At 65.6% G+C, this 24,845-nt stretch carries 30 protein-coding genes; 19 read left to right on the top strand and 11 right to left on the bottom strand.

Going from position 1 to position 24,845, the window contains the following annotated elements; genetic code table 11:
* Window positions 1-34: 34 nt before the first annotated feature.
* Both mtaB and dapF read right to left on the bottom strand, forming a co-directional pair.
* Complete coding sequence (mtaB, locus tag ACVW1B_RS36260) at window positions 35-1,309, bottom strand: tRNA (N(6)-L-threonylcarbamoyladenosine(37)-C(2))-methylthiotransferase MtaB (RefSeq protein ID WP_253605471.1); 1,275 nt, start codon at window positions 1,307-1,309, stop codon at window positions 35-37.
* 18 nt (window positions 1,310-1,327) lie between these two features.
* On the bottom strand, window positions 1,328-2,215 hold the full coding sequence (gene dapF, locus ACVW1B_RS36255) for a diaminopimelate epimerase (RefSeq protein ID WP_253605479.1): 888 nt from the start codon (window positions 2,213-2,215) through the stop codon (window positions 1,328-1,330).
* Window positions 2,216-2,398: 183 nt separating this feature from the next.
* Between dapF and ACVW1B_RS36250 the strand changes: the two genes are divergently transcribed.
* Entirely contained in the window at window positions 2,399-3,109 is a 711-nt protein-coding gene (locus ACVW1B_RS36250; RefSeq protein ID WP_028340834.1) for a GyrI-like domain-containing protein, read from the top strand.
* Window positions 3,110-3,114: 5 nt separating this feature from the next.
* The gene (locus ACVW1B_RS36245) at window positions 3,115-3,855 is read left to right on the top strand and encodes an SIMPL domain-containing protein (protein ID WP_456778436.1); all 741 of its coding nucleotides are present in this window, start codon (window positions 3,115-3,117) and stop codon (window positions 3,853-3,855) included.
* A 248-nt stretch (window positions 3,856-4,103) separates the two neighbouring features.
* On the opposite strand, the gene ACVW1B_RS36240 is transcribed toward ACVW1B_RS36245, so the two are convergent.
* Window positions 4,104-5,168 carry an MBL fold metallo-hydrolase gene (locus ACVW1B_RS36240; RefSeq protein ID WP_253605483.1) on the bottom strand — a complete coding sequence of 355 codons (1,065 nt, stop codon included), beginning with the start codon at window positions 5,166-5,168 and terminating at the stop codon, window positions 4,104-4,106.
* A 426-nt stretch (window positions 5,169-5,594) separates the two neighbouring features.
* Between ACVW1B_RS36240 and ffh the strand changes: the two genes are divergently transcribed.
* The 3 genes from ffh to rimM all read left to right on the top strand — a co-directional run bounded on the left by ffh (window position 5,595) and on the right by rimM (window position 8,099).
* On the top strand, window positions 5,595-7,142 hold the full coding sequence (gene ffh / locus ACVW1B_RS36235) for a signal recognition particle protein (protein WP_253605485.1): 1,548 nt from the start codon (window positions 5,595-5,597) through the stop codon (window positions 7,140-7,142).
* An 85-nt stretch (window positions 7,143-7,227) separates the two neighbouring features.
* Window positions 7,228-7,560, top strand: coding sequence for a 30S ribosomal protein S16 (gene rpsP, locus ACVW1B_RS36230; RefSeq protein WP_016847621.1), 333 nt, complete (start codon window positions 7,228-7,230; stop codon window positions 7,558-7,560).
* Window positions 7,561-7,577: 17 nt separating this feature from the next.
* A complete protein-coding gene (gene rimM, locus ACVW1B_RS36225; protein ID WP_225163579.1) occupies window positions 7,578-8,099 on the top strand; it encodes a ribosome maturation factor RimM in 522 nt (173 codons plus the stop codon).
* 13 nt (window positions 8,100-8,112) lie between these two features.
* Here the strand turns inward: rimM and gcvA are convergent, their stop codons facing one another.
* Window positions 8,113-9,024 (bottom strand): transcriptional regulator GcvA, encoded by a 912-nt coding sequence (gene gcvA, locus ACVW1B_RS36220; RefSeq protein WP_253605489.1) that lies wholly within the window; start codon window positions 9,022-9,024, stop codon window positions 8,113-8,115.
* Between the two features lie 171 nt (window positions 9,025-9,195).
* On the opposite strand from gcvA, the gene ACVW1B_RS36215 reads away from it, so the two are divergent.
* From ACVW1B_RS36215 to ACVW1B_RS36190, 6 genes are all read left to right on the top strand, one after another.
* Complete coding sequence (locus tag ACVW1B_RS36215; protein WP_456822800.1) at window positions 9,196-10,401, top strand: MFS transporter; 1,206 nt, start codon at window positions 9,196-9,198, stop codon at window positions 10,399-10,401.
* Between the two features lie 128 nt (window positions 10,402-10,529).
* Window positions 10,530-11,612: a zinc-binding dehydrogenase gene (locus tag ACVW1B_RS36210; protein WP_456822799.1), complete on the top strand. Its 1,083-nt coding sequence runs from the start codon at window positions 10,530-10,532 to the stop codon at window positions 11,610-11,612.
* Between the two features lie 9 nt (window positions 11,613-11,621).
* Entirely contained in the window at window positions 11,622-12,383 is a 762-nt protein-coding gene (gene trmD, locus ACVW1B_RS36205; protein WP_253605495.1) for a tRNA (guanosine(37)-N1)-methyltransferase TrmD, read from the top strand.
* A 109-nt stretch (window positions 12,384-12,492) separates the two neighbouring features.
* Window positions 12,493-12,873 (top strand): 50S ribosomal protein L19, encoded by a 381-nt coding sequence (rplS, locus tag ACVW1B_RS36200; protein ID WP_018269387.1) that lies wholly within the window; start codon window positions 12,493-12,495, stop codon window positions 12,871-12,873.
* Between the two features lie 344 nt (window positions 12,874-13,217).
* Window positions 13,218-14,624 (top strand): 3-isopropylmalate dehydratase large subunit, encoded by a 1,407-nt coding sequence (leuC, locus tag ACVW1B_RS36195; protein WP_038387216.1) that lies wholly within the window; start codon window positions 13,218-13,220, stop codon window positions 14,622-14,624.
* Window positions 14,625-14,793: 169 nt separating this feature from the next.
* Window positions 14,794-15,003 (top strand): hypothetical protein, encoded by a 210-nt coding sequence (locus ACVW1B_RS36190; protein ID WP_016847629.1) that lies wholly within the window; start codon window positions 14,794-14,796, stop codon window positions 15,001-15,003.
* Window positions 15,004-15,118: 115 nt separating this feature from the next.
* Here ACVW1B_RS36190 and ACVW1B_RS36185 read toward each other — a convergent pair whose 3' ends face one another.
* A complete protein-coding gene (locus tag ACVW1B_RS36185; protein WP_456822798.1) occupies window positions 15,119-15,685 on the bottom strand; it encodes a hypothetical protein in 567 nt (188 codons plus the stop codon).
* Window positions 15,686-15,843: 158 nt separating this feature from the next.
* Between ACVW1B_RS36185 and ACVW1B_RS36180 the strand changes: the two genes are divergently transcribed.
* Window positions 15,844-16,137 carry a DUF1330 domain-containing protein gene (locus tag ACVW1B_RS36180; RefSeq protein WP_253605496.1) on the top strand — a complete coding sequence of 98 codons (294 nt, stop codon included), beginning with the start codon at window positions 15,844-15,846 and terminating at the stop codon, window positions 16,135-16,137.
* 75 nt (window positions 16,138-16,212) lie between these two features.
* On the opposite strand, the gene ACVW1B_RS36175 is transcribed toward ACVW1B_RS36180, so the two are convergent.
* Together ACVW1B_RS36175 and ACVW1B_RS36170 are read right to left on the bottom strand one after the other, a co-directional pair.
* Window positions 16,213-16,548 carry a hypothetical protein gene (locus ACVW1B_RS36175; protein ID WP_253605498.1) on the bottom strand — a complete coding sequence of 112 codons (336 nt, stop codon included), beginning with the start codon at window positions 16,546-16,548 and terminating at the stop codon, window positions 16,213-16,215.
* Between the two features lie 127 nt (window positions 16,549-16,675).
* Window positions 16,676-16,909 (bottom strand): hypothetical protein, encoded by a 234-nt coding sequence (locus ACVW1B_RS36170; protein WP_057020951.1) that lies wholly within the window; start codon window positions 16,907-16,909, stop codon window positions 16,676-16,678.
* A 394-nt stretch (window positions 16,910-17,303) separates the two neighbouring features.
* Here ACVW1B_RS36170 and ACVW1B_RS36165 point away from each other — a divergent pair, with 394 nt between their 5' ends.
* The gene (locus ACVW1B_RS36165) at window positions 17,304-17,465 is read left to right on the top strand and encodes a hypothetical protein (protein ID WP_253605500.1); all 162 of its coding nucleotides are present in this window, start codon (window positions 17,304-17,306) and stop codon (window positions 17,463-17,465) included.
* Here ACVW1B_RS36165 and ACVW1B_RS36160 read toward each other — a convergent pair.
* Window positions 17,462-17,788, bottom strand: coding sequence for a hypothetical protein (locus tag ACVW1B_RS36160; protein WP_057020952.1), 327 nt, complete (start codon window positions 17,786-17,788; stop codon window positions 17,462-17,464). The genes ACVW1B_RS36165 and ACVW1B_RS36160 overlap by 4 nt on opposite strands.
* Window positions 17,789-17,903: 115 nt before the next feature.
* Between ACVW1B_RS36160 and ACVW1B_RS36155 the strand changes: the two genes are divergently transcribed.
* From ACVW1B_RS36155 to ACVW1B_RS36145, 3 genes are all read left to right on the top strand, one after another.
* Window positions 17,904-18,302: a metallopeptidase family protein gene (locus tag ACVW1B_RS36155; RefSeq protein ID WP_016847635.1), complete on the top strand. Its 399-nt coding sequence runs from the start codon at window positions 17,904-17,906 to the stop codon at window positions 18,300-18,302.
* A gap of 87 nt (window positions 18,303-18,389) precedes the next feature.
* Entirely contained in the window at window positions 18,390-18,992 is a 603-nt protein-coding gene (leuD, locus tag ACVW1B_RS36150) for a 3-isopropylmalate dehydratase small subunit (protein WP_028336269.1), read from the top strand.
* 93 nt (window positions 18,993-19,085) lie between these two features.
* Entirely contained in the window at window positions 19,086-19,874 is a 789-nt protein-coding gene (locus ACVW1B_RS36145) for a glycosyltransferase family 32 protein (RefSeq protein ID WP_253605501.1), read from the top strand.
* A 130-nt stretch (window positions 19,875-20,004) separates the two neighbouring features.
* Here ACVW1B_RS36145 and ACVW1B_RS36140 read toward each other — a convergent pair whose 3' ends face one another.
* Complete coding sequence (locus ACVW1B_RS36140) at window positions 20,005-20,883, bottom strand: HpcH/HpaI aldolase/citrate lyase family protein (RefSeq protein ID WP_253605503.1); 879 nt, start codon at window positions 20,881-20,883, stop codon at window positions 20,005-20,007.
* 143 nt (window positions 20,884-21,026) lie between these two features.
* Between ACVW1B_RS36140 and ACVW1B_RS36135 the strand changes: the two genes are divergently transcribed.
* A complete protein-coding gene (locus ACVW1B_RS36135; protein WP_168858194.1) occupies window positions 21,027-21,683 on the top strand; it encodes a carbonic anhydrase in 657 nt (218 codons plus the stop codon).
* A 1-nt stretch (window position 21,684) separates the two neighbouring features.
* On the opposite strand, the gene ACVW1B_RS36130 is transcribed toward ACVW1B_RS36135, so the two are convergent.
* On the bottom strand, window positions 21,685-22,245 hold the full coding sequence (locus tag ACVW1B_RS36130; protein WP_253605505.1) for a TIGR00645 family protein: 561 nt from the start codon (window positions 22,243-22,245) through the stop codon (window positions 21,685-21,687).
* A gap of 40 nt (window positions 22,246-22,285) precedes the next feature.
* Window positions 22,286-23,320 (bottom strand): aspartate-semialdehyde dehydrogenase, encoded by a 1,035-nt coding sequence (locus tag ACVW1B_RS36125; RefSeq protein WP_028337877.1) that lies wholly within the window; start codon window positions 23,318-23,320, stop codon window positions 22,286-22,288.
* A gap of 116 nt (window positions 23,321-23,436) precedes the next feature.
* Between ACVW1B_RS36125 and ACVW1B_RS36120 the strand changes: the two genes are divergently transcribed.
* The gene (locus ACVW1B_RS36120) at window positions 23,437-24,231 is read left to right on the top strand and encodes a hypothetical protein (protein ID WP_253605507.1); all 795 of its coding nucleotides are present in this window, start codon (window positions 23,437-23,439) and stop codon (window positions 24,229-24,231) included.
* 176 nt (window positions 24,232-24,407) lie between these two features.
* The gene (locus ACVW1B_RS36115; protein ID WP_253605509.1) at window positions 24,408-24,812 is read left to right on the top strand and encodes a hypothetical protein; all 405 of its coding nucleotides are present in this window, start codon (window positions 24,408-24,410) and stop codon (window positions 24,810-24,812) included.
* Window positions 24,813-24,845: the final 33 nt, after the last annotated feature.

The following is a 24,845-nucleotide window of genomic DNA, read 5'->3' as shown; positions in this document are numbered from 1 at the left end:
GCCTGCGCCGGGACGACAATGGGAGCGAACTTTCTCAGCAGCCCGATGCAATGAGCCGCGCACCGTCATGGCCGCGGATAGTCATCGCGCGCACCATGCCCGGCACATCTCTCTCGATCGCGACCGGCAGGAAGTGCTCGGTGCGGCCCTGCCGCTCGCTCTCGATCAGCACCTCGCGCGTCGCGCCGACTTCCGCATCAAGCCGGCGCAACAGCGCGGCTTCGCCGGCCGCGCGCAGCCGCCTGGCGCGCTCCTTGATAGCCCCGCCGGCAACTTGCGGCATTCGCGCGGCGGGCGTTCCCGGGCGCTTCGAATAGGGAAACACGTGCAGGAAGGTGAGATCGCATTCCGCGACCAGATCGAGCGAGCGCGCGAACATTTCTTCAGTTTCGGTCGGGAAGCCCGCGATGATGTCGGCGCCGAGAGCGATGTCCGGCCGCAGCCGCCGGACCCGCGCGCAGAAATCGATCGCGTCCTTCCGCGAATGCCGGCGCTTCATCCGCTTCAGGATCATGTCGTCGCCGGACTGCAACGACAGATGCAGATGCGGCATCAGCCGCGCATCGTCGGCGATGACATCGAGCAGGTCGCGATCCGCCTCGATCGAATCGATCGACGAGATGCGCAGCCGCTTCAGCTCGGGCACATGGCGCAGGATCTGCCGGGTCAACTGGCCGAGTTTCGGCGCGCCGGGCAGGTCGGCGCCATAGCTCGTGAGATCGACGCCGGTCAGCACGATCTCGGCATGGCCGCGCTCGACCAGCGCGCGGACCTGATCGACCACCGCGCCCATCGGCACCGAGCGCGAATTGCCGCGGCCGTAGGGGATGATGCAGAAGGTGCAGCGATGATCGCAGCCGTTCTGCACCTGAACGAACACCCGCGGCAGGCCGCGCTCGAAGCCGTCGAGCAGATGCGGCGCCATCTCGGTCACCGCCATGATGTCGGCGACCGCGACCTTCTCGCTCGCATCGATGCCGAACGGCGCCTCGAAAGCTGCACGCGTCGCCTGCCAGGCGTCGCCACGCATCTTCTCGTCATTGCCGACGACGCGATCGACCTCGGCCATCTCGGCGAACATCCGAATTTGCGTCTGCGCCGCACAGCCGGTGACGACGATGCGCGCATGCGGGCGTTCGCGTTTCAGCTTGCGGATCGATTGCCGCGCCTGCGCCACCGCCTCGTTGGTAACGGCGCAACTGTTGATGACGATGGTGTCCGAAAGCCCCGCCTGCTCCGCCTCGCGGCGGATCACCTCAGATTCGAAGGAATTGAGGCGGCAGCCAAAGGTGACGACATCGACGCCCATAACCGATCTCACGCCCGATCAAGCAATGCTGGCGAACAGCGCCGGATCGAAGCGGCCCTCATATTCGAAATCGGCGGTGCCGGTCATCAGCACGTGATCGTCGCGCTCGCGCCATTCGATGCCGAGCTTGCCGCCGGGCAGCGTGATCTCGACGATGCGATTGGCACGCTTCAGCCGCGCCGCCGCAACCGCCGTCGCGCAGGCCGCCGAGCCGCACGCTCTGGTGAGGCCGGCGCCGCGTTCCCAGGTGCGGATCGTGATGTGGTCGCGATCGACGATATGGGCGAGGGTGATGTTGGCGCGTTCCGGAAAGATCGGGTGGTTTTCCAAAAGCGGGCCGAAACGTTCGAGATCGTAGGCATTGACGTCATCGACCCAGAAGATCGCATGCGGATTGCCCATCGAGACCACCGAGGGCGAATGCAACACCGGATTGTCGATCGGCCCGACCTGCAGCTCGATGTAGCGGGTGTCGCGAAATTCCTCAGCCAGCGGAATGTCCTGCCAGCCGAACTTCGGCGCGCCCATGTCGACGGTGTAGAGATCGGGCGCCGGCCCCTGCCAGCAACTGAGCAGGCCGGCGCGGGTCTGGAACGTCGCTGATGTCTGGCCGGTCTTCTCGAAAATCCGCCGCACCACGCAGCGCATGCCGTTGCCGCAGGCCCCGGCCTCCGAGCCGTCATTGTTGTAGATCGAGATGAACGCTTCGGTGCCGTCGAGCCGCGGCGGCTGCAGCACCATCAGCTGGTCATAGGGCACGCCGCCCGCCGGCGAAGCCACGGCGCGCGCCTCCGCTGCCGACACCTGTGCCCGACCTTGTGCCGCTGAATCGCGCAGGTCGACGACGACGATCTCGTTGCCGATGCCGTTCATCTTGGCGAATGCGTGATTGGCGAGCGCGCTCATCGATTTTCCCAAATTCTGCCCGGTTATATGGCGAGTGGTGGCCAGTTAGCCAGCCTGAATGGCCCCATGACACATCTGTCATGGGACGAATGCAGAACTTGCGTGTTAGGAATATCGCACCTCGCGGACCGCGCGCCGGGACAGATCGAGCGGCCGTTCGAGGCAGGGGATGGAGAAAAACCAATGAACCGTATCAACACGCTCCGCGCCGCCCTGGTCGCGCTGCTGCCCTTGGCCGCGATCGCACTGGCAAGCCCGGCCCCTGCCCAGTCGCCGTCAGCCTCGCCCGCTCCCGCAGCGAGCCCGAGCCCGACCCCTGCCCCTGCACCGTCGGCGACGCCGGTGCCCCCGCCGGCCGAGACCAAGTCGCCGGCCGACAGCCCGGCCGCAGCGCAGACCCCGGCGCCGGCGCCGGCCGCCCCAGTGCAGACCGCCGATCCCTTCGGCGAGCCGTTCACGCTGGAGCCGAAGAAGGTCGTGATGCTGAAGGGCACCGCCAATTGGGATTCCGCCTTCGACGCGCTGATCGAGGCGTTCAAGCAGCTCACCGCGCTGCTCGACAAGGACGGCGTCAAGGCAGCGGGCAATCCGATGATCGTCTACACCTCGACCGACGACACCGGCTTCACCTTCATCGCCGAGATCCCGGTCGATCAGGACGTCAAGAACCTCGGCAAGAACATGAGCATGGGCAATTCGCCTGACGGCAAGGCGCTGAAGTTCGTCCATCGCGGTTCCTACGACAACATGGACAACACCTATGAGGCGATCACCAACCACCTCGACGACAAGAAGCTCGAAGCCAAGGACACCTTTATCGAGGAATACATCACCGATCCGCTGAAGACCGCGGAGGACAAGCTTGTGATCAACGTCTACGTACCCCTGAAGTGAGCCAGATGACCCATCGCCTTCTCCTTGGCCTCCCCTTCGGCCTCTCCTTCGCCGTCCCCCTGATCGCGACCACGCTGCTGGCTGCGCCCGTACTGGCCAATGACGACTTTCCGCCGGCGGTTTCGGTCACCGGCGAGGCGACCGTGTCGGCGCCGCCCGACCAGGCGCAGCTTGACGCGGGCGTCACCACCGACGCCAAGACCGCACGCGAAGCCGCCGAAGCCAACAATGTGACGATGGGCAAGGTGCTGGCCGCGCTGAAGGGCGCCGGGATCGCGGAGAAGGACTTTCAGACCTCGCGGCTGTCGCTGCAGCCGCAATTCGCCAATCGTGGGCCGTCGTCGCCGAACGCCCCGCCCAGCATCGTCAGCTACCATGCGAGCAATCGCGTCACGATCAGGCTGCACGATGTAAGCAAGGTCGCCAGCGTCATCGACGTGCTGGTCGGCGCCGGCGCCAACGATATCGGCGGGCTCAATTTCTCGGTGTCGCAGGCCTCGAAGCTGCTCGACGAGGCGCGCGAAAAGGCGATCGCCGACGCCCGCCGCAAGGCCGAGATCTACGCCAAGGCCGCCGGCGTCACGCTCGGCGCACCCGTGAATATTGCGGAGGTCGGCTCGGCGCCGGTACCGGTGTTCCGTCCCAAGATGGCAACGGCCGGCTTCGCCGCGCCGACGCCGGTGGCGCAAGGCGAGGAAACGCTGACGGTCAATGTCAGCGTCTCCTGGGCGATCAAGGAGAAGTAAGAGGCTACAGATCTCTCGTCTCCTTCCCCCCTGAAAGGGGGAAGGTCGGGATGGGGGTCAGCCGCAGGCTCCGCTGCAAGTGGAGGGAGCAGATCCCCACCCGCTTTGCCCTGACGAGCAAAGCGACCTCCCTTTTTCAAGGGGGGTGAAATCGTAGCCCGGATGAAGCGCAGCGCAATCCGGGGCCGACTTCTCCGCGGATGGACTTTCCCGGATTACGCTGCGCTTCATCCGGGCTACTTATCGCTCTAAATCTCGAACACCTGCCCGGGCTTCAACGTCAGAAACTTCTCGCGCGGCACGCTCGCCGCATCGAGCGCTTCGCCAAGCGCGATCGCGGGCGCGTCGATCGCCTCGTCGGTCAACTGGAATGTGCCGTGGTGATGCGCCAGCGCCTGGGCGGCGCCGCAATCGGCCAACGCCTTCACCGCATCCTCCGGGTTCATGTGCTGGTCGCGCATGAACCAGCGCGGCTCATAGGCGCCGATCGGCAGGATCGCGAGCTGCAACGGTCCATACGCCTCGGCCACCCGGCGGAAATGTCCTCCGTCGCCGTAGCCGGAATCGCCAACGATGTAGAGCTTGCCGGCCGGCGTCTCCAAAACAAAACTCGCCCACAACGCCTTGTTGCGATCGAACAGCCCGCGCGCCGACCAGTGCCGCGTCGGCACCAGTGTCACGGCAAGGCCATTGCCGAGCTCGACGCGCTGATGCCAGTCGAAGGCCTCGGCTTTGATCGCGGCATCGGATGCGCGCATCGTGACGTCGTTGCCGAGCGGTGTGATCACGCGAGGACCAAATGCCCCCGCGAGCTTCGACAGCGTCGCGACGTCGAGATGGTCGTAGTGGCCGTGCGACACCAGCACGACATCGATCCTGGGCAGTTTATCGAATGCGATGCCGGGATCGTTGTGCCGCTTCGGCCCGGCGAAGCTGAACGGCGAGGCCCGCATCGACCACACCGGATCGAACAGGATGTTGAGGCCCGCGGTCTGGATCAGCCAGCTGGCATGACCGACGAAACAGAGCCGCACCTTGTCGCCCTCGACGCGGGGCGGCGGCGTATCGGCATGGGGGCTCGGCGCCCATTCCGGCCAGACTGCGCGCTTCCGGCCGCCCCCGAACTGCCAGCGCAGCACCTCACCAAGCGATTTCGGTGGCGAGCCGTCCGGATCGAAGAAGTGCAGGCCGTCGAAATGATCGGACACGGGGCCGTCGTAGGTTTTCATGGTCGTCATCCAGATCGAGGGCACACCGATCGCTGCGGCGGCTCCGGTCAAGGTTGCGAGAAGGCGGCGGCGGGTGATCAGCACGCGGGTTCCGGAATAGGAGGCAGGCTCCGGTTATATGGGTGGCAGCGGCGAATTCGGAACCAATAGGGCAAATCGACGTGATTTCAGTACCTTACTGTCCAGACTGAGCGGATTTCAGCGAAACTTTCCTTGACTTTGCCGCCCCGGCAGCGTTTAACCCGGCCACTTTCTCGGAAAGCTCCGTCTTTTCGACCCGCCGACTGGTCCTGGAGGCCAGAGGCCAACGCCCGACAGCGCGATGCGCCCTCGGGCGCGAAAGTGTTTGGATTTCCTTCTCCCTCGCCCCGCTCTTGCGGGGAGAGGGTCGGGGTGAGGAGCTCTCTCCGCGCACTGTGCGTGTGGATTGCCCTGTACCCCCTCACCCGCCGCGCAAATGCGCGGCGACCTCTCCCCGCAGGCGGGGAGAGGTAAAAGAGGACAACGGCATTGTTCGACAATCTGTCGGAACGGCTTGGTGGCATTCTCGATCGTCTGACGGGGCGCGGTGCGCTGACCGAAAAGGACGTCGATGCCGCAATGCGCGAGGTGCGCCGCGCGCTGCTCGAGGCCGACGTCGCGCTCGAGGTGGTCCGTACCTTCATCGACCGGGTCCGCGAGCAGGCGATCGGCGCCACCGTCGTCAAGTCGGTGACGCCGGGCCAGATGGTGGTGAAGATCGTCCATGACGAGCTCGTCGCCACGCTCGGCTCCGACGGCCAGACCATCGATATCAACTCCGTGCCGCCGGTGCCGATCATGATGGTCGGTCTGCAAGGCTCCGGTAAGACCACCACCACCGCAAAGCTCGCGCGCCGCATGGTCCAGCGCGACAAGCGCAAGGTGCTGATGGCCTCGCTCGACGTCTACCGCCCGGCGGCGATGGAACAGCTCGCGGTGCTCGGCCGCGACCTCGACATTCCGACGCTGCCGATCGTCGCCGGCCAGATGCCGCCGCAGATCGCAAGGCGCGCGTTGGAGGCCGGCAAGCTCGGCGGCTACGACGTCGTGCTGCTCGACACCGCCGGCCGCACCACGCTCGACGAAGACATGATGAAGGAGGCGGCCGAGATCAAAGCCGCCGCCAACCCGCACGAAGTGCTGCTGGTCGCGGATAGCCTCACCGGCCAGGACGCGGTCAACCTCGCGCGCTCGTTCGACGAGCGCGTCGGCCTCACCGGCATCGTGCTGACGCGCGTTGACGGCGACGGCCGCGGCGGCGCCGCGCTGTCGATGCGCGCGGTCACCGGCAAGCCGATCAAGCTGATCGGCACCGGCGAAAAGACCGACGCGCTGGAAGACTTCCATCCGAACCGCATCGCCGGCCGCATCCTCGGCATGGGCGACGTCGTCTCGCTGGTCGAGAAGGCCGCCGCCAATATCGACGCCGAGAAGGCCGCGCGCACCGCCGAACGCATGCGCAAGGGTCAGTTCGACCTCAACGACATGCGCGAGCAGCTGCAGCAGATGGCCAATATGGGCGGCATCGGCGGCCTGATGGGCATGATGCCCGGCATCTCCAAGATGAAGAACCAGATCGCGGCGGCCGGCATCGACGACAAGATCTTGAAGCGCCAGGTCGCGATCATCGACTCGATGACGCGGCAGGAGCGCAAGAACCCGGACCTCTTGAAGGCGAGCCGCAAGAAGCGCATCGCGGCAGGTGCTGGCCAGAGCGTCGAGCACGTCAACAAGCTGCTGAAGATGCATCGGAACATGGCCGACATGATGAAGGCCATGGGAAGCGGCAAACGCGGCCCGCTCGCCGGCATCGCGCAGGCGATGGGATTCGGCGGCGGCATGAAGCCGCCCTCGGCCGAGGAGATGAAGGCGCTCGCCGAGAAGATGCAGGGCGGCGCCGGCGGCGGCCTGCCCAATCTGCCGAAGGATTTGCCGGCCGGGCTGCGCGGCGGCCTGCCGAACGTGCCGGGCCTGACCGGCCTTTCCGGCAAGCCGATGCTGCCGGGCCTCGGCGGCTTCCCGGGCAAGAAGAAATGAGGAATTCGTCGCGACGGCTCGCATACGGCCGGCGCGACGCGGAATGCCAATCAATCGAACACATCGACCTTTGAAGGAGAACTGAATGTCCGTTGTTATCCGCCTCGCTCGCGCAGGCACCAAGAAGCGTCCGGTCTATCACGTCGTCGTCGCCGACTCGCGCTTCCCGCGCGATGGCCGCTTCATCGAGCGTCTCGGCCACTTCAACCCGCTGCTGCCGAAGGACAACGAGTCGCGCCTGAAGCTCGACATGGACAAGGTGAAGGCCTGGCTCGCCAAGGGCGCGCAGCCGTCGGATCGCGTGACCCGCTTCCTCGACGCCGCCGGCGTCAAGAAGCGCGCGCCGCGCAACAACCCGGAAAAGGCCGTGCCGCGCAAGGAGCGCAAGGCGCAGGCCGAAGCCGCCGCCAAGGCCTAAGCTGAACGGCGACCACGGTGGCTGCACCGGTCTGTGTCGCCCGTATCGGCGCTGCGCATGGCGTGCGCGGCGCCGTCAGGCTTTGGACCTTCACCGAAGATCCGCTGGCCGTGAAGGACTACGGTCCGCTGATGACCAAGGACGGCACGCGCCAGTTCGAGGTCACGCATGTGCGTGAAGCCAAGGACCATCTGGTGGTGACGCTGAAGGGCGTCGCCAGCCGCGATGATGCCGAACGGCTCAACGGGCTCGAGCTCTACGTTCCGCGCGACCGGCTGCCGGACACCGACGACGGCGAATACTACCACACCGATCTGATCGGGCTCGCCGCGGTGACGACGACGGAGCAGCCGCTCGGCAAGGTGATCGCGATCCATAATTTCGGCGCCGGCGACATCATCGAGATCGCCCCGCCGCAGGGCGCGACGATGCTGCTGCCGTTCACCAATGCCGTGGTGCCGACTGTCGATCTCGACGGCGGCCGCGTGGTGATCGACCTGCCCAAGGAAATCGACGGCGACGATCCGTCGGCCGCCTGACCGAGAATAATTTTCAACCCGTCATCCGGCCCTGCTGCTCGAGCCAGTCGCAGAACACCGCGCTGTGCGGATCGTTGCTGCGCCCCGCCGGGAAGTAAGCGAAGTAGCTCCGCGCCGGCAGGCTGACATCCGGAAACGGCGTCACCAGGCGCCCGGCCGCGAGATCATCCGCGATCAGCGCGGTCGGTCCCATCGCGACGCCGAGACTGTCGAGCGCGGCCTGGATCGTCAGATAGAAGTGATCGAAGGTCAGCGCGGCCGCCGGCTCCAGCGCGGATTGCCCGGCCTCGGTGAGCCAGTCGCGCCACAGCCGCGGCATCGACGTGACATGCAGCAGCGTGTGCCTGGAGAGGTCCGCGATCTCATTGAGCGGCAGCTGCGCCAATACCGACGGACTGCACACCGGCAATCTCCGCTCCGACACCAGGAAGCGCGACGAGAAGCCGTGGAAGGTGTCGGGGCCGCCGCGGATCACGACGTCGAAGGACTCCGGCAGCGCATCCACCGGATCGTTCGACGTGCTCAGGCGTACCTCGATATCCGGATGCTCGGCGCGAAACCGGCTCATCCGCGGCAGCAGCCAGCGCAGGCTGAAGGTCGCGAGCGCATTGACGCGCAACACCGCGACCGCCAGATCGCCGCGCCGCTCGCGATGCTGCTGCACGGCGGTGGAAATCCGGTCGAGCGCGGGCGCGAACTCTGCCAGCAATGCCGCGCCTGCCGGCGTCAGCACCACGCGCCGCACCGATCGCCGAAACAGCGACGGCGCCCCCAGCCATTCCTCGAGCAGGCGGATCTGCTGACTGACCGCGCCATGGGTCACGCTGAGCTCAGCGGCGGCTTCCTTGAAGCTGCCGAGCCGGGCGGCGGCCTCGAAGGCACGCACCGCATTGAGCGGCGGCAGGCTGCGGCGTGGGACGAACATGATCCCTCAATGCAAGATTTTCTAACGCATGATCCGACTATTACTGATTTGTGACAAGCGCCTTGGCGGCGCATACTGCCATGCAAGCTCCTTGTATAGCTTTCTTTTCTGAGGCCCCCTCCTGATGCTCGCCCGCCCAATCTTTAGATTTTCTTGCATTGAAGGGCGGCAATGAGCGTGTCGGCCGAAACCGGCACGACGCGGCCCGACCGTGCCCGGTCAACCCGCACCCTGACCGTGACCGGGCTCAACCACGCCCTCCACGACGGCTACACCGACGTCATCTACGTGCTGCTGCCGATCTGGCAGGCCGAATTTGCGCTGAGCTACGGGCTGCTGGCGCTGCTGCGCGGGCTCTATGCCGGCGCCATGGCCGGGCTGCAGATTCCGGTCGGACGCATCGCGGAGCGGATCGACGGCAAGGTGATCCTGATCGCGGGCACGGCGCTGTCGGCAGTCGGCTACGCGTTTGCTGGATTCTCGGGCGGCGTAATTGGCCTCGGCCTAGCGCTCGCGCTCTCCGGCGCGGGGTCGAGCACGCAGCATCCGATCGCGTCCGCCGCGGTGTCGCGCGCCTACGGCACGGCGGCGCGCGGGCCGCTCGGAATCTACAATTTCTCGGGCGATCTCGGCAAGGCGGCGATCCCGGCCCTGACCTCGATCCTGCTGGTGATCATGTCGTGGCGGCACACGCTGCTCGTGCTCGCTCTCGCAGGCTTGCTCGTCGCGGTCTGCATTGCGCTCTGGATGCCGGCCGTCGGCAGGGGCGCCGAGCAAAAGGCGGCATCAGCATCGCGCGGCGCCAGCACAGGCGGCGGCTTTCGCTGGCTGCTCGCGATCGGAATTCTCGACACCGCGGTCAGGATGGGCTTTCTCACCTTCCTGCCGTTCCTGTTGCGCGACAAGGGCGCCTCGCTGCCGACCAACGGCCTTGCGCTGGCGCTGGTCTTCATCGGCGGCGCGGCGGGAAAATTCACCTGCGGATGGCTCGGCGCGCGGGTCGGGACGCTGCGCACGGTGCTGATCACCGAAGGTGGTACGGCGGCGCTGATCGTGGCCGTGCTGGTGTTGCCGCTGGCGTCGGCCATCGTGCTGCTGCCGCTGCTCGGCGTGATGCTCAACGGCACCTCCTCGGTGCTCTACGGCACAGTGCCCGAGCTCACGCCGGCACACCAGACCGAGCGCGCTTTCGCGCTGTTCTACACGGGCACCATCGGATCGGGCGCCGTCGCGCCTGTTATCTACGGCCTGCTTGGCGACGCGCTCGGCCCGTCGCTCGCCACCGCTGCGACCGCGCTCACGGCGCTGGCGATCTGTCCGCTCGCGGTGGCCCTCGCGCGACATCTCGTTGACGATCCGAAGGCGGCGTTACCATAACGTGGGTTAGCCCGTAGCCCGGATGAAGCGCAGCGCAATCCGGGGCCGCTCGTCATTGCTTGCACGATTCCCGGATTGCGCTTCGCTCCATCCGGGCTACCTAAGCAATGGTCTCACGGAGCATCCCAATGACAAGCACGCACAAGGCCTGGCGGCTGCACGCCCACAACGATCTGCGCTTCGAGGATGTTACGACGCCGATGCCCGCGCCCGATGGCGTCGTGGTGCGGATCGAGGCCGGCATGGTGCTGTCCTACACCAACAAGCTGCTGTCCGGCGCGCTGCCCTACAGCCTGCCGCCGATGCCGTTCGTGCCGGGCACCAACGCGATCGCGCGCGTCGTCGCCACCGGCGACAACGTCACGCATGTGCAAAGCGGCGACCGCGTATTTCTCAGCCCGCATCTGCGCGGCGACGTGCCGGATCGCGATCCGCCGCAGATCCTGATCGGCCTCACCGCCACGGTGACGACGCCGGAGGCGTTCGCGTTGCAGGCGCGCTGGCGCGACGGCGTGTTCGCGGAGATCGCACACTGGCCGGCCGCCTGCGTCACACCGCTCGCCAATCTCGACGACAAGCCGGCGACCGAACTGATCGGGCTCGCAAAACTGATCGTGCCGTTCGGCGGCTTGCAGCGCTCCGGCCTGCGCGGCGGGCAGACCATCATCGTCAACGGCGCGACCGGCTATTTCGGTTCGGGCGGCGTGATGCTCGCGGTCGCGATGGGCGCGGGCCGCGTCGTCGCCGTCGGCCGCAAGGAGGCCGCGCTCCAGCAGTTGCGCGACGCGTTCGGCCCGCGCGTCATTCCCGCCGTCGTCAGCGGCGATGCCGCAGCCGACCTTGCGGTCATCCGCCGCGCCGCTGGCGGCAGCGCCGATGTCGCGCTCGATTTGCTCGGCGCCGCCAAGAGCACGTCGACCACACTGTCCTCTCTGCGCGCGCTCAGGCGTGGCGGCCGGATGGTGCTGATGGGCAGCGCCGAGGTGCCGTTCGAACTCTCGTTCCGCGAGATGCTGGCGAATGACTGGGAGGTGGTCGGGCAATTCATGTACGACCGCACGGCACCAGGCCAGCTCGCCGGCCTCGCCGCCGAAGGCCTGCTTGATCTGCGCAAGATCAATGTCGCGAGCTTCGGACTCGCCGACTGCCGCCGCGCGGTGGACGCGGCCGCGATGATGCAGAGCCTCGACCTCACGGCCGTGGTGCCGTAACCAGAGGCCATGACATCGCAAGAGACACCAGCCCAGTCGACACCGTGGCGCGCCACCGTGCTGACCCTGTTCCCGGACATGTTTCCGGGGCCGCTCGGCGTCAGCCTCGCCGGCAAGGCGCTGGCTGGCGGGCTCTGGGCGCTGGAAGCGCGCGACATCCGGACCTCGGCGACCGACAAGCACCGCAGCGTCGACGACACGCCGGCGGGCGGCGGTCCGGGCATGGTGCTGCGGGCCGATGTCCTGGCGGCGGCGATCGACGCCGCCGATATCGCGCCTGACCGTCCGCGCCTCTTGATGAGCCCGCGCGGTCGGCCATTGACCCAGACCCAGGTCGCGGCACTGGCGGCCGGGCCCGGCCCCCTGATCGTCTGCGGCCGCTTCGAGGGCATCGACCAGCGGGTGATCGAGGCCCGGGACCTCGAGGAGGTCTCGATCGGCGATTTTGTGCTGTCCGGCGGCGAAATCGCCGCGATGGCCCTGATCGACGCCTGCGTCCGCCTGTTGCCGGGGGTGATGGGCAAGCAGGCCTCGGGAACCGAGGAAAGCTTTTCCGAAGGACTACTGGAATACCCCCAATACACCCGCCCGCAGGAGTTCGAGGGCCGGCCAATCCCGGAAATCCTGATTTCCGGCGATCACGCCAAGGTCGCGGCCTGGCGGCTGGCCCAGTCCGAGGCCCTGACGGCGGCCCGGCGGCCTGATCTCTGGGCCCGCAAGGCCGGCCAAAAAGCCGCTCGGCGAGGGACAAAAAACAAGACAGACGGGTGACAAACCCTGCGCTTTGCCTTATACGGGCGGCCAAATCCGCACCCGCGCAGGATAGATGGACGTTTGCGCAGCCCGCGAAAGGCTGGGCGCGCCGCCGATGGAGATTTCAATGAACCTTATTCAGCAGCTCGAAAAAGAGCAGTTCGACAAGCTCGCCGCCACCAAGGATATCCCGGAATTCGGACCCGGCGACACCGTCATCGTCAACGTGAAGGTGGTCGAAGGCGAGCGTACCCGCGTGCAGGCCTATGAGGGCGTTTGCATCGGTCGTTCCGGTCAGGGCCTCAACGAGAGCTTCACCGTGCGCAAGATCTCCTACGGCGAAGGCGTCGAGCGCGTCTTCCCGGTGATGTCGCCGATGATCGACTCGATCAAGGTCGTGCGTCGCGGCAAGGTTCGTCGCGCCAAGCTTTATTATCTGCGCAACCTGCGCGGCAAGTCGGCCCGCATCGTCGAGAAGCAGGACCGCCAGACCGCCGTCGGCGAGTAACGTTTCCCTCAGGGGATGTGACCGAAAGCGCGGGGCCTGCCCCGCGCTTTTTTGTTGCGGCATACCTATCTGACGTGCAGGCCCGCGCATGGATCGATTGTCGTGGGCGCGAGCCCTGTGTTAGAAATTTAGAATGGTTCCGGATCGAGCAAGCCAGCCCTGCCAGCGCGTCGTGATCGACGATCGCTCGCGGCTGCCCGGCCGCTTCTTCGGGCGCTTTGCGACGTCGGCAACATCAGAGCTTAGACGCGCAGCGTAACGCTGCCTCGACGCTTTCGCCTGTCCGCGCGCTTAAGACGCGCTCATGCCATTCCAACACTAAATTTCTTCTGGAGCTGAAGCTCATGTCCAAACCGACAACGCTGTACGACAAGATCTGGAACGACCATCTGGTCCACGAGGCCGACGACGGCACCTGCCTGCTCTATATCGATCGCCACCTGGTGCACGAGGTGACCTCGCCGCAGGCGTTCGAAGGGCTGCGCGCCGCCGGCCGCAAGGTGCACGCGCCCGAGAAGACACTCGCCGTCGTCGACCATAACATCCCGACCACCGACCGCTCGAAGCCGAACCCCGATCCTGAAAGCATCGAGCAGATGCGGGTGATGGCGGAGAACGCCAAGGAATTCGGCATCGAGTATTACAACGAGTTCGACAAGCGTCAGGGCATCGTTCACGTCATCGGCCCGGAGCAGGGTTTTACGCTGCCCGGCACCACCATCGTCTGCGGTGACAGCCACACCTCGACGCATGGCGCGTTCGGCGCGCTCGCGCACGGCATCGGCACCTCCGAGGTCGAGCATGTGCTGGCGACGCAGACCCTGATCCAGAAGAAGGCCAAGAACATGCGCGCGATCGTCGACGGCAAGTTGCCCGAAGGCGTGACCGGCAAGGACATCATCCTGGCGATCATCGGCGAGATCGGCACCGCCGGCGGCACCGGCTATGTGCTGGAATATGCCGGCGAGGCGATCCGTGCGCTCTCGATGGAAGGCCGCATGACAGTCTGCAACATGTCGATCGAAGGCGGCGCGCGCGCCGGCCTGGTTGCGCCCGACCAGAAGGCGTTCGACTTCCTGCGCGGCCGCCCGAAGGCGCCGAAGGGCGCCGCCTGGGACGCCGCGATGCGCTACTGGGAGACGCTGCGCTCCGACGAGGGCGCGCATTTCGACCACGAGATCCGGCTCGATGCGGCCAAGCTGCCGCCGATCGTCACCTGGGGCACGAGCCCTGAGGACGTCATCTCGGTGACCGGCTTCGTACCCGATCCCGACAAGATCGCCGATGAGGCCAAGCGCATCTCCAAGCATCGCGCGCTGAAATATATGGGCCTGTCCGCCGGTACGAAGATCACCGACATCAAGCTCGACCGCGTCTTCATCGGCTCCTGCACCAACGGCCGCATCGAGGATCTGCGTGCCGCTGCGAAGATCGCCGAGGGCAAGACCGTCAACGCCAACGTCAACGCGATGATCGTGCCGGGCTCGGGCATCGTGAAGGAGCAGGCGGAAGCCGAAGGCCTCGACAAGATCTTCATTGCGGCCGGCTTCGACTGGCGCGAGCCGGGCTGCTCAATGTGCCTTGCGATGAACCCGGACAAGCTGAAGCCGGAAGAGCGCTGCGCCTCGACCTCGAACCGCAACTTCGAGGGCCGCCAGGGCTTCAAGGGCCGCACCCATCTGGTGTCGCCCGCGATGGCCGCGGCCGCCGCGATCGCCGGACACTTCGTCGACGTCCGCGACTGGCGCTAAGGCAAGCGTCAGATTTTTTTTGACGCGTTTTCTTCACGCGAACCGGGACACTTCGCTCGAAAACGCTATTGCTTCGTCTCAAGCTCGAGCCGTTTCGGAAACGGCTCGTTAACGGGGCGCACGCACACTACCTCCTTGCGAAAACAAGCCTTCGCAAGGAGCGCGTGCCGTGGCCGATAAACCCGAATTCGTCGACATGATCAGCGACGCGACGCGCCAGAAGCGCCGTCGTGCCGTGGCGCGCATCATCGATCCGCTTCCCGAGGTGAAGGAAACCTCACGCCTCAGCCACTGGCCGCCGGAGCGCTGGACGCAATGGCGGATGGAAAACCTGACGCCGTGGAAGATAAAGTCCTGGAAGCTGAAGAACTGGGACTAACGCCCCTTTCTTGACGCGTTTTCTTCACGCGAAGCGGCGCTCGAACACGCTCCAGCGCGCAAAGAAAGGGACCCAACAAGACGGGCGCCGGAGGCGCCCGCTGTCATTTCAAACTTTACCAATAGACCCCGTACGGCCGCCAGTAGTGGCGGTGGTGCCACCACGGCCGGCAGATCCGGCGCGGTCCGTAATAGGTCCAGACCACCCGGCAGCGGCGGTGATGGTAGTAGGCCGGGTAATAGTAGGACGATCCGTAGAAGAAACGCCGGTGATGGAAGTGTCGGCGGTAATAGGGCCGATAGCCGTAGCGATAACCGCCGCCGTAGAAGCGGTGGTAGCCACCATAATGGCGATGGAAGCCGCCATAGCGATAGCCGCCATGGAACGCCGGCGCGGCGCGGAAGCCGCCACCACGGAAGCCGCGGCCGTGAAATCCGCCGCCGTGGAATCCACCACCGCGGAAGCCGCCACCATGAAAACCTCCGCCGCCGTGGCCGCCACCGCCGTGCCGGACCTGGGTCGTCATGGCATCGGCCGCAGACCTTGCCGCGGGCGCGGCGGCCGGGCTCGCCAGCGACAGCGCTTCGGCGCGCTGCTGCGAAGCAACCGACAATGCGAAGACAGCGGCCGCCGCAACGCCGAGACGGCGCACCAATCCGCGCCGCAAATAGCTCTCCCTCATCTCTGAACCTCCCTGACAACGGCAACGAGCACCAAGCTGCATGGCAGCCGGTTTCATTGCGTTCATTGCAGTCGCTCCCGGCATGACGCTAGAAATCGCTGAGTGAATGCGCCATGAACGCGCAAAACGCTGCGGCGAAACGTCCGGGAGAAACGTCAGTGACTGTCTATGTGATCGTGCAACTCAAGATGACCGATCGCGCCGCCTATGATCGGTATCAAGCGCGCTTCTTCGACGTATTCAGGAAATTCGACGGACGCCTGCTGTCGGCCGACGAACAGCCCGCGGTGATCGAGGGCAGCTGGGATCGCGACAAGCTGGTGCTGATGTCATTCCCTGACGAAGCCGCATTCCGTGCCTGGTCGGAGTCGCCCGAATATGTCGAGATCTCCAGGGATCGCAAGGCGGGTGCGCAGGGCATTGTGCTGCTGGCGAAGGGCTTCGCGCCCTGAGACGGATGGAGCAGCTCCGATCGGAGCTGCTCTCTTGTTGCACGGCTGATGTCGCGCACGGCGCGACTGCGTGCATCACCAGAACGGGCCGAACCCGAAGCCGAAGGTGAATGGCGCCGGCGCAGCATAGGGGTACGGCCGATAGTAATAGGGCCGCCCGTAATAATAGGAGCCGTACGGCCGATAATAGGAATAGGGCCGGTAGTACGGCCGGTAATAAGGACGGTAGCCGTAGTGATAGTGGCGACGATGGTAATGATGATGGCGCTGCGCGCTGATATCCGTTGCCTTGCCTGCTTGCCGCTGCGGTGCCGCGGCCTGCGGCTTGGCTGATGCCGCGGCGGTTGCCGATGCCGGCGCCGTCAACGCGAACGCACACGCGACAGCCGCAACACCGATCCATCTCATCATGATCAACTCCTGCAGATTGCGATTGATATCATCTCGCGTGGGCGAATCTGCCGGTTTGATGGCTGAGAACGACAACAGGCCCGCTGCTCACGGGCCTGTGTCTCATCTGCGCTGATACGCCGCGCGATCAACGGCGCCAGTGGCGACGATGCCCCCAGCCGCGGTGATGTCCGCGATGCCAGCCACGATGCCAGCCGCGCCCACCCCAGCGTACCTGCGTGGTCGCCTGGTTCGCGTTGTCCTGAACCGTGGCGGCTGTGCCCGGCGTGGCGAGCGACATCGCGCTTGCACGCTCGGCCGGCGCCGCCAACACCAACACGGCACCGACAGCCGCGAGCCCCAGAACCTTCATCGCCTTCATGAATTGTCTCCTGATCCCTTGAAGTCACGTCTTGCAACGACGACTCGAACTTCTGCTTGACGCGTTTTCCTCACGCGAACCGGTGTCCATCCCGCATCACGTGCGGGACAGGCTCCGCTGGAAACGCCTGGGCTTTCGAATCGACGCCGTTGCCGCGACGCAGATCGCTAGCAGAATGCGGACGACGTGAATGGGAAGTGAATGACTGCGCCACGAACATGAATGCTGCCGGCGCAATCAGGTTCCAGCACTGCGCGCGATTTTTCGCGTTCGTGTGCAAACGACATAGACGATGGTCGTATCTCGCGTTCTGTCCGTTGCGGGATTGCCATGACACAAACGCGCACGCAGGTGGCTGCTTCGAACAGCCCTCGCGGCGCTCTGCGGTTCCATCATGCTCGGCGATGTCGCGCTCGCCTCGCAAGGACCGGGCGACGACATCGGCACCGCGAGCCATCGCACGCAGATGCTGATGGCGGCGGCGGTCTATGGGGCGACAGGTTTGATCGCGGCTGTTGCGATGATCGGCGCAACGCGCCGACATACGCGTAACTAGCCCGGCCGCCAGAAGCAGTTCATGCGCGGCGTGATCACGGTACCGCTCGGCCGGTGCTCCTGCACATAGGTCGCGGTGCAGTCGCGCACGGCGTTCGGACCGGGGTTGTAGCGCGGGATGACATCGGGTTCCCAATGATCGGGCCGGGACCGGTAGATCGGCACGCGCTTCAGCCGGCGGCGCTCGACGACGCGCGTGCGCGCGACCGGTGCCGCCTCGCCGACGCGCGCCTCAGCCGCCGCGCTCTGTGCCTGCGCCTTTGTCGCCGGGAGCGAGAGCCCGACTGCTACAGCCAACAGCGCTGTCGCCACGATCCGTTTCATTACGCCCACCCAAGCTCGATTCTTGAGCCCCATTCGTGGGCGGCACGGTCTCCCATTGCGCCGCCAAGGTCAACTGCGCTGGCGCCGCCGATAGCACTCGCGCTAAAGGAGTGTCATGTGGACCACAGAAAAAGCCCCCTCGCTGGCCGAGATGGAGGCCATGGCGCACGAGGTTTTCGAGCGCCTGCCCAAGACGTTCCGGGCCCTCTGCGAGGGCCTGATCATCCGCGTCGACGACTTTCCGACCGACGAGGTGCTCGACGAGATGCAGGCCGAGAGCGAGTTCGACCTGCTCGGCCTGTTTCAGGGCATCGGCCTGCCGCAGCAGAGCCATAGCGACGTGGCCCGGCTGCCCAACCTGGTCTGGCTGTACCGCCGGCCGATCCTGGATTACTGGGCGGAGCACGACGAGACCCTCGGCCACATCGTTCGCCACGTGCTGATCCATGAGATCGGGCACCATTTCGGCCTCTCCGACGCCGATATGGAGGCGATTGAGGCCGATGCGGGCTAGCCCTGCAGAAATGGCCCTTTTACCGCTGTCACATTCGCGATAAACATCCGGCAGATATCCGCTATTTTTTGCCCGGGAAGAGCACCGATGGACAAGTTCACCACGCTGGAAGGCGTCGCGGCGCCGCTGAAGATCATCAATGTCGACACCGACATGATCATTCCGAAGCAGTACCTCAAGACCATCAAGCGCACCGGCCTTGGCAAGGGGCTTTTCTCCGAGCAGCGCTACAAGGATGACGGCAGCGAGAACCCGGATTTCGTCCTCAACCAGCCCGCCTATCGCAACGCGAAGGTGCTGGTCGCCGGCGACAATTTCGGCTGCGGCTCGAGCCGCGAGCACGCGCCCTGGGCACTGCTCGACTTCGGCATCCGCTGCGTGATCTCGACCTCGTTTGGCGACATCTTCTACAACAACTGCTTCAAGAACGGCATCCTGCCGATCCGCGTGTCGCAGGAGGACCTCGACAAGCTGTTCGACGACGCCGAGCGCGGCGCCAACGCGACGCTGACCATCGACCTCCCCAACCAGGAGATCCGCGGTCCCGACGGCGGTAAGGTCAAGTTCGAGATCGACCCGTTCCGCAAGCACTGCCTGATCAACGGCCTCGACGACATCGGCCTGACGATGGAAAAGAAATCGTCGATCGACAGCTACGAGACCAAGCTTAGGGAACGCGCCTGGGCTTGAGGCTCAGCCCATCATCGTGCCCCGGTGCCGTCAGGCGCCGGGGCTTTTCTTTGCCGAATTCGCTCGCCGCAAACCCGCCGATAGCTGACGCGCATGCTGCCTGACATCGTCACCTTCTGGCACGGCTCGATGGACGCGCTGCGCCAGACCTGCCTGCGCTCGCAGGCGGCGGCGGGGCACAAGGTCACCGTCTACAGTTTCGATCCGATTCCCGGCCTGCCCGACGGTATCGGCAATGCCGAAGCCGAAGCCGTGCTGCCGCATTCGTTCGCGGAGAAGCTGCGCCCGGCGGAGCCCGACGGCTCGTGGCGCGACTGGACCATGCTGCAGTTCAGCGACTTCTTCCGCATGCGGCTGATGGCGCGGCGCGCCGGTCTCTGGCTCGACGCTGACGTGCTGCTGCTGAAGGGCGTCGAGCTCGATCCGGCCAAGCCCTATTTTGCCTGGGAGCGGCCGCGGCAGCTCGGCAACTCCGTGCTGTATCTGCCGCCCGACGATCCGATCGTGCGCGCCTTCGATGCGCTGATGCAGCAGGACGAGCTGATCCCGGACTGGCTGGCGCTGCGCCATCGCCTGACCTTTGCGATGCGCCGGCTGCGCGGCAAGTCCAATCGCCTCGCCGACATCCGTGTCGCGATCTACGGCCCGGCGGCGCTCACCGCGCTGGCGCGCCGCGCAGGCGAATTGCAGCACGCGCTGCCGAAGCGATCATTCTACGCCGTGCACGCCGAGCCGAGACTGTTCTTCGAGCCATCGGATTTTTCGAAGTACCTGAACGATCCCGGGATCATCGGCCTGCACATCTCGCCGAAGGGACGCGGCAAGGAGGCGCCGATCCCGGGCAGCCTCTACGCGTGGGCGGCGGAGAGGTTTGGAGCGTAACGCAAACACCGCTGCACCCTCTCCCCTTGTGGGAGAGGGTGGCTTCGCGAAGCGAAGCCGGATGAGGGGTTCTCTCCCCACGGGAGAATCCCAGAAGCGGAGACAACCCCTCATCCGGCGCTTCGCTGGGCTAATGCCCCATCGCGGCGATCGCATCGGCGATCGCGATGGTGCGCCTGGCCATCTCGGCGTGCAGGCGCTCGACCATGCGGCCGTCGAGCTGGATCGCGCCGCGCGAGGCGTTCTCCGGCTTCTCGAAGGCGGCAATGATCTTGCGCGCCTCGGCGACCTCGGCCTCCGGCGGCGTGAAGATCGCGTTGCAGGCATCGATGTGGCTCGGATGGATCAGCGTCTTGCCGTCGAAGCCGAGATCGCGGCCCTGCGCGCATTCCTCCGCGAAGCCGTCGACATTGCTGATGTCGCTATAGGGCCCGTCGAGGATCTCGAGCCCGTGCGCGCGGGTCGCCAGGATGCAATGCGTGATCATCGGAATCATCGCCGCGCGGCCCGGCTTCATCCGGATCCGGGTTTCGCGGGCAATGTCGTTCGGCCCGAACACGAAGCCGGCGAGCCGGGTTTCGGAATCCTTCGATGCCGCGGCCAGCTTGTCGGCGTCGAGCACCGCGCGCGCGGTTTCGATCATCGCCCAGACCCGGATCGAGGCAGGCGCACTGATGTCGCTGAGGCGATCGGCGACGGCGTTGAGATCGTCGACGGTCGAGATCTTGGGAACCAGGATCCCGTCCGGCTGCGACTTGCCGGCCATGCCGATGTCGTCGACCCACCAGGGCGTGTCGAGCGCGTTGATGCGGATCAGAACCTCGCGCTTGCCAAAGCCCTTGGCCGCGACCGCCTTGGCGATCTGCTCCCGCGCCGTGGCCTTGGCGTCAGGGGCGACCGCATCCTCAAGGTCGAGGATAATGCCGTCCGCCGGCAGCGTCCGGGCCTTTTCCAGCGCCCGTGCATTCGATCCCGGCATGAACAACAAGCTGCGGCGCGGACGGATCATCGACATTCTCCTGGGGGCTCGGGCTCCGCCGGTGTCCATTGTTTGGGCATCGGGCGGGAACCATTCTTCAACGCTGCCGTATCATCTCAGGCCACACGCCGAAAGTCTTGTTCCCGTTACCCGCATGTGGTTAGCCAGAGACCATGAAATTCTTTCCGAAGCAGTTGATCGACGGCTACCGGACGTTCGCGACCCAGCGGCTGCCGACCGAGCAGTCGCGCTACCAGGACCTCTCGGAGCGCGGCCAGTTTCCCGAGACCATGGTGATCGGCTGCTGCGACTCCCGCGTCTCGCCGGAGGTGATCTTCGACGCCGGCCCCGGCGAGTTGTTCGTGGTCCGCAACATCGCCAATCTGGTTCCGGTCTATCAGCCCGACAGCAACGCCCACGGCGTCTCGGCCGCGCTGGAATATGCCGTGACCGTTTTGAAGGTGAAGAACATCGTGGTGCTGGGCCACGCGCAGTGCGGCGGCATCCGCGCCTTCGTCGACAAGATCAAGCCGCTCACGCCCGGCGACTTCATCGGCAAATGGATGCAGATGTTCATCAAGCCCGGCGAAATCGTCGAGCAACGCGAGCATGAGACCATGCAGGATTTCGTCGTCCGCATCGAGAAGGCCGCGGTGTTCCGCTCGCTGGAGAACCTGATGACCTTCCCGTTCGTGCGCGAACGCGTCGAGAGCGGCGAGATGCAGCTGCACGGTGCCTATTTCGGCGTCGCCGAGGGCTCGCTGTTCGTGCTCGACCGGGTCGCGAAGGAATTCATCAGCGTCCGCGACGAGCTGAAATCAGACCAGTAATCTACTCGTCGCCGTGATGGCCGCTGCCCCAGCGGTCGGAGATCGCGAGCATGAAGGACGACACCACGAATACCAGGTGCACGCCGACCAGCCAGGCGAGCTTGCTGGGGTCGAACGCGGTATCGAGGTTCATGAACGCCTTCAGCACCTGAATCGCCGAGATCGCGACGATCGACGCCAGCAGTTTTTGCTTCAGGCCGCCGAAATCGACCTTGGTCATCCAGTCCGGCCAATCCGGATGCCCTTCCGGATCGATCTTCGAGACGAAGTTCTCGTAGCCCGAGAACACCACGATCAGGATCAGATTGCCGGTCAGCGAGATGTCGATCAGCGCCAGCACGCCGAGAATGATGTCGGATTCCTTGGCATCCGGCACATGCAGGATGAAGTGCCACAGCTCCATGCAGAACTTGAACAGCAACGCGGCGAGGCTGATGACGAGGCCGAAATAGAACGGCGCCATCAGCCAGCGGCTGTTGAACAGCAGGTTCTCGAAACGGCGTTCGACCCGCTTCAGCGTCGGATTGGGCCGATAGGTCCCCGGTTGTTCCGCTTCCGCCATGCCACGCGCTTCCTGACGCCGTATTCCCGCGGCAGCTTTTTTATGCCGCCTTCTGCTTGGCGGTGATCAGCTTGCGGTTGATCAGGACTTCGGCGATCTGCACGGCATTGAGCGCCGCGCCCTTGCGCAGGTTGTCCGACACGCACCAGAACGACAGGCCGTTCTCCACTGTCGCGTCCTCGCGGATGCGGCTGATATAGGTCGCGTCCTCGCCGGCCGCCTCATAGGGCGTGACGTAGCCGCCCGGCTCGTGCTTGTCGATCACGAGGCAGCCCGGCGCGCGGCGCAGGATGTCGCGCGCCTCGTCCGGCGTGATCGGATTGGCGAACTCGACGTTGACGGCTTCGGAGTGACCGACGAAGACCGGCACGCGTACGCAGGTCGCGGCGAGCTTGATCTTCGGATCGAGGATCTTCTTGGTCTCCGCCATCATCTTCCACTCTTCCTTGGTGTAGCCGTCTTCCATGAAGACGTCGATCTGAGGAATGACGTTGAAGGCGATGCGCTTCGGAAACTTCTTATTGACCAGCTCGTCGTTGGTGTAGACGGCCTTGGTCTGCGAGAACAATTCGTCCATCGCGTCCTTGCCGGCGCCCGACACCGATTGATAGGTCGAGACCACGACGCGCGTGATCGTCGCCTTGTCGTGCAGCGGCTTCAGCGCGACGACGAGCTGCGCGGTCGAGCAGTTCGGGTTGGCGATGATGTTCTTCTTGGTGAAGCCGGCGGTCGCATCCGCGTTCACTTCGGGCACGATCAGCGGCACATCCGGGTCCATGCGCCAGGCCGAGGAGTTGTCGATCACGACCGCGCCGGCGGCGCCGATCTTGGGCGACCATTCCTTGGAGACCGAGCCGCCGGCCGACATCAGGCAGATGTCGATGTCGGAGAAGTCATAGTGCTCGAGCGCCTTCACCTTCAGCGTGCGGTCGCCATAGGAGACCTCGATGCCGACGCTGCGGCGCGAGGCCAGCACGACGACCTCGTCGGCGGGGAATTTGCGCTCGTCGAGAATGTTGAGCATTTCGCGCCCGACATTGCCGGTCGCTCCGACCACCGCGACTTTGTAACCCATCGTTCACTCTCCGACGAAAAATGCCCGTTCCCCCGCAAGCTGCGGAAAGGGAAGAGGCAGCGCTTCTATGCGAGAAACCCCGTCAAGACAACGTTGCGTAGCTTTTGAGCGTTTTGATGCGTTTATTTCGGGCCGATCCGGCCGCGCCCCATCATACGAGAATTCCGTCAGCGCTGACGAGCTTCGTCGACGAGGTGTACGCCACGCTCTCCCGGCTGTTCGCCTATGTCGCCGTGCTCGCGCTGTTCGTCGTCCTCGGCAACTATCTATGGAAGCAACTGCCCGACGCAACGGCGATGGCGGCCCCTGCCGCCGCAGGCTGGAGCCCGGCCGGCCGCACGGCGCCGGCCTTTGCCCTGAGCCGGCTCGATCTGCGAGATAAAACAGAGACTTACGAGATCCTCCGGCACCCCGAGGGCGGCCGCAAGGACGTCTTCCGTTGGGCCGATGCCAACGGTGCAACAGTCGCCGAGCTGGAAATCTACCGCCCCGGCGGCGAGGCCCTGGGGCCTGCGGCCACCGAGATTGCCGGGCGGCTCGCCCCGGGCGGCGTCCGCGAGCTCGAGGCGGCCGGCATCGTCGACAGCAAGTTCGGCAGCGTCACCTTGCTGCGCCCGGCGCGGCAGGACGGCGGCCGCGCCTGCCTCGGCTTCCTGAAGCAGGCCGACGCGCCTGACCTCCGGATCTCCGGCTGGACCTGCCAGGGCGCCAGCCTGCCGGCCCGGCGCGCCGCGATCATCTGCATGCTGAACCGCCTGACCCTGCTGGCCGCGGGCAACGATCCGCGGCTCGCCGCCCTGTTCGCGCATGCCGAGCTCAAGCGCACCGACTGCGTTACCTCCGGCGCGCCGGCCCTGTCGGCCGACTGGGTCATGGGCAGCGAGAACCCGCGCCTGCGCGGCGCCCTTTGATGGCGAGACCGTGGCAAGGCACTGGTTTTCATGAAACTTTTGCGCTTGGACACGCATTATCTCGGCCGGTGTGGCGCAATTGACCTAGTGACGGCCTCCCCACCATGGCTACAATGTGTTCCGAGTGATTTTGGCGGACGCGCCAGCCCCGACGGGGCCGTAATGACGAGGATGCGATGACCCTAGAATTCCCTGCCGCGAACAAGCTCGTGGTGTTGCTTGCCGCGGCTGCCGTCACCGCAACCGCGTTCGGCATGACCGCGGCCAGCGCGCAGAGCCCGAGCACGCGCAAGCAGCAGGAGCAGTATGACCGCGACGGCCGCCGCTATTACGGCGCGCAGGGTCCGAACCGGGTCTATCAGCAGGGTCCGCGCACCCGCGTTTACGTCACCACGCGCTCGTGGCTCGACGCCGGCACCGAAGTGCTGCCCGGCGACCGCAAGTTCAACGACTACGCGTATCCGCCGGATATCGGCTATCCCTCGTTCGCGCGTGAGAACAACAACCGCCCGATCGATCGCCAGCCGCTCAGCCCGCCGGCCGATCTCGGCGGCTATCCGCGGAATTTCCCGCTGTACTGAGACGTCTCACCCGGCGTCGTCCCGGCGAAGGCC

It is taken from the genome of Bradyrhizobium sp. USDA 4502 (assembly GCF_054063355.1).
Note: the sequence above shows the minus strand (reverse complement) of the source record. Positions and strands in the feature narration are given on the sequence as shown.